We start from the raw sequence: 7649 nt of genomic DNA on the forward strand, positions 1-7649 counted from the left end.
TTACAAAACATAGCAGCATTATAAAAAAACTTTGCGTACTCTGCGGTTCAAATTTCGGTGTGTAAGTAAGCCGTCTGAAATAAACACATTCCGCTAAAACAAAAAAACCCGGCAACGCCGGGTTCTAAACTTTTTCAAGGCTTACTGGTTCCCCGTATTTTGCTCATTCTGTTTCAAGTCATCATTAGTAACTCCACGTTTTTTTCTCGGAGCCTGCATCGTCATTTTACCGAAGCGGTAGCTGAAACTCATCCCGAATGATCTGAAAGGCAAGGAGAAATTACTTGACTGGGTGAAATCGGAACCAGTTATATTCTGGCGGAAGTTCTTCCGCTCATTGAACGGATCGATAACCGTCAAGCCAATACTTCCTTTTTTCTCAAGTATTTCTTTCTTTAATCCCAGGTTCCACATGTTAAATGATGGATTGCGACCCTGCGCTGTACGGCGCGGTGAGTTGGTGATCAGGAAAGTCTCGAAAGTAAGTCCTTTTGGAAATGCATAGGTTCCCATTAAAAAGCCGTTATAAAGGATTTGCACGCCGCTGTTCGCGTTCGCAACGACAACCGTATTATTGGTTGTAATATCATAGGTGAACACATTAAAATTACCACGTAGCGTAAGCGGTTTTACTGGATTGATCTGTCCGAAGAAATTAAAACCGACGGAATTGTTATTTCCCACATTCCTGTAAGTAGTCTTTGACCCCGAAACGCTATTTCCGGTAGTCGGATCAGTTACGGAGATCGGAAGAATGAAACTCTCTATGATGTCGTTAGTCCGGCGATAGAATACTGAAGCATTCACTACACTGGTCTTAACAAACATTGAATAGTTGAATTCAATATTATGTGATAACTCTGGCTTCAGAGAAGGGTTACCTTGTGACTGATTAAAGATATCAGCGCTGTTCAGGAAAGGATTTAAGTAGAAGAGACTTGGTCTTTGCAGACGTTGATTGTAACTCAATTTAATAGTCGAATAGTTCTTGAAAGTCCGGGATACTACGAAACTTGGAACCAGGTTGTAATAACTACTGGCAAATGGAGAGACGCCCGTACCTTCACTTCTTGAATCGCCCTCAATTTCAGTGGCTTCATATCTCGCTCCTGCTCTGATTCCGTATTTCTTAGCAAGAGTGAATGCAAATGTGGCATATGCAGAATACACATCCTGATTATAATCGTAAATGTAAGTACGCGCAGCTATCGGAGTGAAAGCACTCGTTGTAGAGTTGAAATTGCGGGTACGGTTATCGCTTATAATATCTCTTAAGATACTTTTAACCCCTGTTTCCAAAGTCACCTTTTTGAAAGGGTGTGTGTAATCGACCTGAACTGTATTCTCGGTGTTATCGGCATCATTATCTCCATATTCATCAACGATTGTGTTAGAGAAATCTGTGGTGTAATTATTCTGCTGTACACTATTAGAAAGCTGATACGCGATTGATATTTGCTGGTCCTTCTTTTTAAATTTATGAAGGAAATCACTGCTCCAGTCAAAACCATTCATTTGCATTGCGTTATCGCTTAACCGTGTGAAGACCACGGGAGTTCCGCCGAACATGTTTTCGTTAATGTTGCTTCCATCAACATTGGTATTAAAACCATTCAAGCGTACATTTGAACTTATGGAATTGAAGCTGTTAAAATCATAATCAGCTCCAATGGAACCATTTGCTGCAAGACGATCTGATTCGCTTTTACCGGTCTGACTTAATACCTGCGAACCATTGTTGCTCGCCCGATTGAAGGAAATGGTGCTTGTTTGTGGCCATGAATAAAATCCGCCGCCATTTGCAGTAACTGCTAAGCGACCGGTTTTAGCATTTAGATTAACGTTTCCGCTATTCTGACGCGTGCCCACACCCGTATTTACAGAGCCACTCACACCAGCAAGGTTGTTCTTTTTAGTGATAATATTTATTATACCTGAAGTACCCTCAGCATCATATTTAGCCGATGGGGATGTAATTACCTCCACATTTTTTATCTGATCAGCGGGAATCGCTTTTAATGCATCTGCCATATTATTAGCCATAGATCCGGATGGCTTACCATTAATAAGAACCCTAACATTCTGGCTTCCCCTTAAGGAAACGTTCCCTTCAAAATCCACAGAAAGAAGAGGAACTTTACGCAATACATCTGTCGCATTTCCTCCCGCAATAGCTACATCCTGCTCGGCATTGTATACAAGTTTGTCGATCTTATTTTCAATGATGGGAGTTGTACCGGTTACAACTACTTCCCCAAGTGCCTTCGAATTGGGTGCAAGAAATATCCGGCCAACATTCAGGCCAGGTTTTGCGGCGGTTGTCGTTACTGAGTCGATGATTTTGGTTTTGTATCCCAAAAAGGCGATCGTGAGACGGTATACACCTGCAGATATATTCTCAATTTTAAATGATCCTTTGTCATCTGTCAGCGCGCCGTTTGTAGATCTTGTTGTCCCTGCGCGGCTCAGAGCTATAGTGGCATAATCAATGGGCTGCCGGGAAACTGAGTCCAGGATCGTCCCGCTTATTCGGCCGGTAACAGTGGCCGCAGCTGGGGCTCCCAAGCCTTGAGCAGAGGCTGTACCAAGGGTGGATATAAAGAGTATTGCTAGTAAAATACGTTTCATTATGATTGATTTTTTGTTTTATTAGTCGCAGCAAATAAGCGATTGTTACACCTCTGTGCACAACATTGCAGATACTTAACTAGATTTTAAGCGGGTTTGCTTCCGACAAGAAATGATATCGAAATACGGGATTAAATACTTGAAAATTAAACTACAACGTTAATTATCTTACCTTTCACGAATATTATCTTTTTAGGATTTTTACCTTCCAAATATTTCTGCACGTCGTTGCTCTCCAAAATTAATTCTTCAATTTCGGCTTGGGTGAGGCTCAGTGACAAATTTAGGTTTAAACGTGTTTTACCGTTGATCGAAACAGGATAAGAGAATTCGTTTTCTACTAAATATTCGGGGTTAAATACAGGATAATTGGCTTCAGAGATCTTCCCGGCTTCATTCCCCAATAGTGTCCACAACTCTTCCGTGATGTGTGGCGCATAAGGCTGAAGAACGATAACCAGGTCCTGGAGGATTTCTCTTTTGTTGCACTTAAGGTCGGTGAGTTCATTTACACAGATCATAAAACTGGAGACAGAGGTATTGAATGAAAAGCGCTCAATATCCTCTTCTACTTTCCTTATGATCTTATGCAAAGCTTTGTATTCTGCTTTCGATGGTTCTTCATCAGATACCATGAAATTGAATTCATCGTCATGGAAAAGCTTCCAGAATTTACGCAGGAATTTGAATACGCCTTCGATTCCATTGGTATTCCAGGGTTTGCTTTGTTCTAAAGGGCCCAGGAACATCTCGTACATGCGCAGGGTGTCTGCACCATAACGCTCAGCTAGTTCATCAGGATTAACCACATTGAACTTAGACTTCGACATCTTTTCAATTTCTACACCACAGATATACTTCCCATTTTCAAGAATGAATTCAGCATTTTCAAATTCAGGTCTGAAGGATTTAAACCTCGTGATATCCAGTATTTCGTTTTCAACGATGTTTACATCAACATGCATTGCTGAAGTCTTATATTCTGACTTTAATCCTGCGGAAACAAAGGTATTGGTTCCTTTCCCCTCTTCATCTATCAAACGATAAACGAAATTGGATCTTCCCTGGATCATTCCCTGGTTAATCAGTTTCTTGAAAGGTTCCTCTTCAGTAACGAAGCCGAGATCCTTAAGAAACTTATTCCAGAAACGGCTGTATAATAAGTGGCCGGTTGCATGTTCCGAGCCGCCTATATAAAGATCCACATCTTTCCAATAGGAAATGGCGTCTTTAGATGCAAATTCCCCTTCATTCCTGGCGTCCATATAACGGAACCAATACCAGCTTGAGCCCGCCCATCCTGGCATGGTACTCAACTCATAGTCGAGTTTGTTATGATATTTCCAGTTTTCAGCACGGCCTAAAGGAGGCTCGCCGCTCTCCGTTGGAAGATATTTATCAACGTCTGGAAGTACAAGAGGCAATTCTGAAACTTCAATAAGATGTGGAAGGCCGTCTTTAAAATATACAGGTACAGGTTCACCCCAGTAACGCTGGCGACCGAATATCGCATCCCGCAAACGGTAATTAACTTTTGCTTTGCCAGCACCCAGCTCTTCCAGTTTATTGATTAAGGCAGCTGTTGCTGATTTATAATCCAGGCCATTGATCAGTTCGGAATTGATATATTTTCCTTCCTTGGTTGGATCTGCCTGTTTTTCAAGGTCAACCTGTGCGTCGGAAATAGCTACTATCGGCAGGTTAAATTTAGTTGCAAATAACCAATCGCGCTGATCTCCCGACGGAACAGCCATAACCGCACCGGTTCCATAACCGGCCAGAACGTAATCGGCAATCCAAACAGGAATCCGCTCTCCACTTATAGGGTGAAGTGCATAACCTCCCGTAAATGCCCCTGAAACTGTTTTTGTATCGGCCATACGATCGAGCTCACTCTTTTTCTTCGTCTGACCTATGTAATTGGCTATCTCTTCTTTTTTGTCGCTTGTTGTTAAGGATTCAACAAGTTCATGCTCAGGTGCAAGAACCAGGAAGGTCGCACCATAAATCGTGTCGACACGTGTGGTGAACACATCGATGGTGCCTTCGCGGCCCTCAAGAGGAAAGCTTACCAGGGCACCAACGCTTTTTCCGATCCAGTTCCGCTGCATCTCTTTTAGCGGTTCAGGCCAGTCGATAGTATCAAGTCCCTGCAATAAACGATCAGCATAAGCTGTAATACGCATGCTCCATTGCATCATTTTTTTCTGTTCAACAGGATATCCCCCTCGCTCAGAAAAACCATCCTTAACTTCATCGTTAGCCAGGACAGTTCCCAGTGCAGGGCACCAGTTCACAGTGCTTTCCCGAAGATAAGTCAGGCGATATTTTAATAACTCTATCTGCTTTTCTTCGTTCGATTTATTTTTCCATTCCTCAGCAGTAAGCAAGCTAATATCCTCATCACAAACGGCCTTAATTCCAGCGCTTCCCGATTCTTCAAGTTTGCTTATTAAGGTTTCAATACTTTCGGCCATGTCGGACTCTAAATTGTACCAGGAGTTGAACAAAAGCATGAATATCCATTGGGTCCACTTATAATATCCGGGATCACTGGTTCTTACCTCGCGGCTCCAGTCAAAAGAAAAACCCAGGTTATCAAGCTGCTCGCGATATCTGTTAATGTTGGTTTCAGTAGTAATTGCCGGATGTTGTCCAGTCTGAATAGCGTATTGCTCGGCAGGAAGTCCAAAAGAATCATATCCCATGGGATGCAATACATTAAATCCTTTCAACCGTTTATAACGGGAAAATATATCTGATGCGATGTAACCCAGGGGATGGCCAACATGTAAGCCGGCACCTGATGGATAAGGAAACATATCCAGGACATAATACTTGGGTTTGGCGGAATTGTTGTCGACTTTAAATGTCTGGTTGTCGGCCCAGAATTTCTGCCACCTTTTCTCTATATCTCTGAATTGATAATCCATGCTATTAAAATAAGGTGCGAAAATACTAAAACAAATTTTAACACCATATTAACATTCATATTACTACGTTTATAAAGTGAAATCTTTATTTTCGCGGATATAATCTTTGCTTATGGAAGAATTTGAAGGAAGCACCTCGGCCAAAAAAACGAAAACAATTTATGTGTCAACCGTGATTAGCATTGCGCTGGTCTTGTTAATGACCGGGCTATTGGGGCTAATTCTGGTTCATGCAAAAAACTTATCCAACTATGTCAAAGAGAATATTGTGCTTAACATCATCGTCAACGAGGGCGCTAAAGAGGTAGACATCACCGCTCTCCAAAAACAGCTCGATGCCAATCCTGTTGTTTTAAAAACCGAATATGTAAGCAAAGAACTTGCTGCAAGGAACCTTACTAAAGATCTGGGTGAGGATTTCGTAGAGTTTTTAGGGTATAACCCATTATTATCTTCCATTGATGTTTATATGAAGGCTGATTATGCTAATAATGCCAGTATCCAAACCTTCACTGCACAGCTGAACAAAAACCCGTTGGTTAAAGAAGTAATTTATCAGAAATCGCTGATCGATATGGTAAATCAGAATATCCGAGGCATTGGCCTGGTTATTCTCGCTTTTGCTGGCATATTATTGATCATCGCAGTTGCACTTATAAATAATACCATCCGCCTGGCAATTTATTCCCAGCGTTTCCTGATCAAAAGTATGCAACTAGTTGGTGCTACGCGTGGTTTTATCCGCAAACCTTTTTTAGCATATGGTATTCTTCACGGACTGCTTGCAGGATTAATCGCGATTATACTGCTGCTGCTCACTTTATATTTCGCCCAGCAACAGGTGCCTGAATTGATCATCTTACGGAACTGGTTCGAATTTGGTATCGTGTTTTTAGGGGTTATTGGAATCGGGATTCTCATTTCAGGCCTGAGCACCTATTTCGCGGTAAGTAAATTTCTTCGTTTAAAAATACATGACCTTTATAGATAATGGCACAGAAAAAAACTCCGGTAAAGGAAAACATTCAGGAACCTTTTGTGTTCCAAAAAAGTAATTATATGCTGATGATTGTCGGCATTATTGTAGTGATTTTGGGCTTTATTATAATGGCAGGCGATACAGATATCTACAGTTCGAGCAAAATCGTTCTCGCTCCGATCATTGTACTGATCGGCTTCGCCATTGGATTTATCGCCATTCTGAAAAAACCGGCTAACCATAATTAATGACTATTCTTCAGGCCATCATTCTGGCAATTATCGAGGGCCTGACTGAGTTTTTACCGGTTTCCTCGACCGGGCATATGATACTTGGTTCATCTTTGATGGGCATTCAGTCTGAGAACTTCGTGAAGCTGTTTACCGTGGCTATACAACTCGGAGCCATACTCTCCGTTATTGTTCTCTATTTTAAACGCTTTTTCCAATCACTCGACTTTTATTTCAAGCTTTTAGTCGCTTTTATTCCGGCTGTATTTTTCGGGATGCTTTTGAGCGATAAAATAGACCAGCTTCTTGAGAGCCCGCTTACTGTTGCCATTGCGCTCCTCATCGGCGGTATAATCCTTCTGTTCGTAGACAAATGGTTTAAAAATGGGACGATGGACGATTCAAATCAGATCACCTATTCCACAGCTTTTAAAATTGGATTATTTCAATGCTTGTCTATGATCCCCGGGACCTCCAGATCAGCAGCAACAATTGTTGGAGGAATGTCCCAAAATTTAACGCGGAAAGCGGCCGCTGAGTTTTCGTTCTTTCTTGCAGTCCCAACCATGTTTGGTGCAACCGCAAAAAAGCTTTACGACTTCTATAAGGATGGCTACGTTATCAGCGGAGAAGAAGTCCAGTTGTTAATTATCGGAAATGTAGTGGCATTTATCGTAGCGATGCTCGCCATAAAATATTTTATAAGCTTTCTTCAAACGCGCGGATTTCGGCTGTTTGGTTGGTACAGGATCGTTGTAGGTGGTATTCTTCTAATATTACTTCTCTCCGGCCAAGATCTTCAAGTGATCTGATGAACGAAAATACCCCAAAAGAGTTTCCTGAATTCAATTTTGCTGAAGGTGAAATGCTATTAGTCAA

The 7649-nt window shown here is 41.7% G+C and carries 5 protein-coding genes; 3 read left to right on the top strand and 2 right to left on the bottom strand.

Features of this window, described 5'->3' with window-relative positions:
* Window positions 1-141 precede the first annotated feature (141 nt).
* Window positions 142-2628, bottom strand: coding sequence for a TonB-dependent receptor domain-containing protein (locus WBJ10_RS07735; protein ID WP_424288980.1), 2487 nt, complete (start codon window positions 2626-2628; stop codon window positions 142-144).
* A 146-nt stretch (window positions 2629-2774) separates the two neighbouring features.
* Entirely contained in the window at window positions 2775-5561 is a 2787-nt protein-coding gene (leuS, locus tag WBJ10_RS07740) for a leucine--tRNA ligase (protein WP_424288982.1), read from the bottom strand.
* 112 nt (window positions 5562-5673) lie between these two features.
* Here leuS and WBJ10_RS07745 point away from each other — a divergent pair, with 112 nt between their 5' ends.
* From WBJ10_RS07745 to WBJ10_RS07755, 3 genes are read left to right on the top strand one after another with little or no spacing between them, the layout of a single operon-like run.
* A complete protein-coding gene (locus WBJ10_RS07745) occupies window positions 5674-6552 on the top strand; it encodes a cell division protein FtsX (protein WP_424288984.1) in 879 nt (292 codons plus the stop codon).
* On the top strand, window positions 6552-6788 hold the full coding sequence (locus WBJ10_RS07750) for a DUF3098 domain-containing protein (protein ID WP_424288985.1): 237 nt from the start codon (window positions 6552-6554) through the stop codon (window positions 6786-6788). The genes WBJ10_RS07745 and WBJ10_RS07750 overlap by 1 nt, the downstream gene beginning before the upstream one ends.
* A complete protein-coding gene (locus WBJ10_RS07755; protein ID WP_424288987.1) occupies window positions 6788-7582 on the top strand; it encodes an undecaprenyl-diphosphate phosphatase in 795 nt (264 codons plus the stop codon). The genes WBJ10_RS07750 and WBJ10_RS07755 overlap by 1 nt, the downstream gene beginning before the upstream one ends.
* The last annotated feature ends 67 nt before the right edge of the window (window positions 7583-7649 follow it).

The sequence above is a fragment of the Daejeonella sp. genome, from assembly GCF_049655485.1.
Classification (GTDB): domain Bacteria; phylum Bacteroidota; class Bacteroidia; order Sphingobacteriales; family Sphingobacteriaceae; genus Daejeonella.

What these genes read in the sequence shown, in the direction of transcription:
- WBJ10_RS07735 (WP_424288980.1), bottom strand. Translation starts at nt 2,628, where the DNA reads ATGAAACGTATTTTACTAGCAATACTCTTTATATCCACCCTTGGTACA.
- leuS (WP_424288982.1), bottom strand. Translation starts at nt 5,561, where the DNA reads ATGGATTATCAATTCAGAGATATAGAGAAAAGGTGGCAGAAATTCTGG.
- WBJ10_RS07745 (WP_424288984.1), top strand. Translation starts at nt 5,674, where the DNA reads ATGGAAGAATTTGAAGGAAGCACCTCGGCCAAAAAAACGAAAACAATT.
- WBJ10_RS07750 (WP_424288985.1), top strand. Translation starts at nt 6,552, where the DNA reads ATGGCACAGAAAAAAACTCCGGTAAAGGAAAACATTCAGGAACCTTTT.
- WBJ10_RS07755 (WP_424288987.1), top strand. Translation starts at nt 6,788, where the DNA reads ATGACTATTCTTCAGGCCATCATTCTGGCAATTATCGAGGGCCTGACT.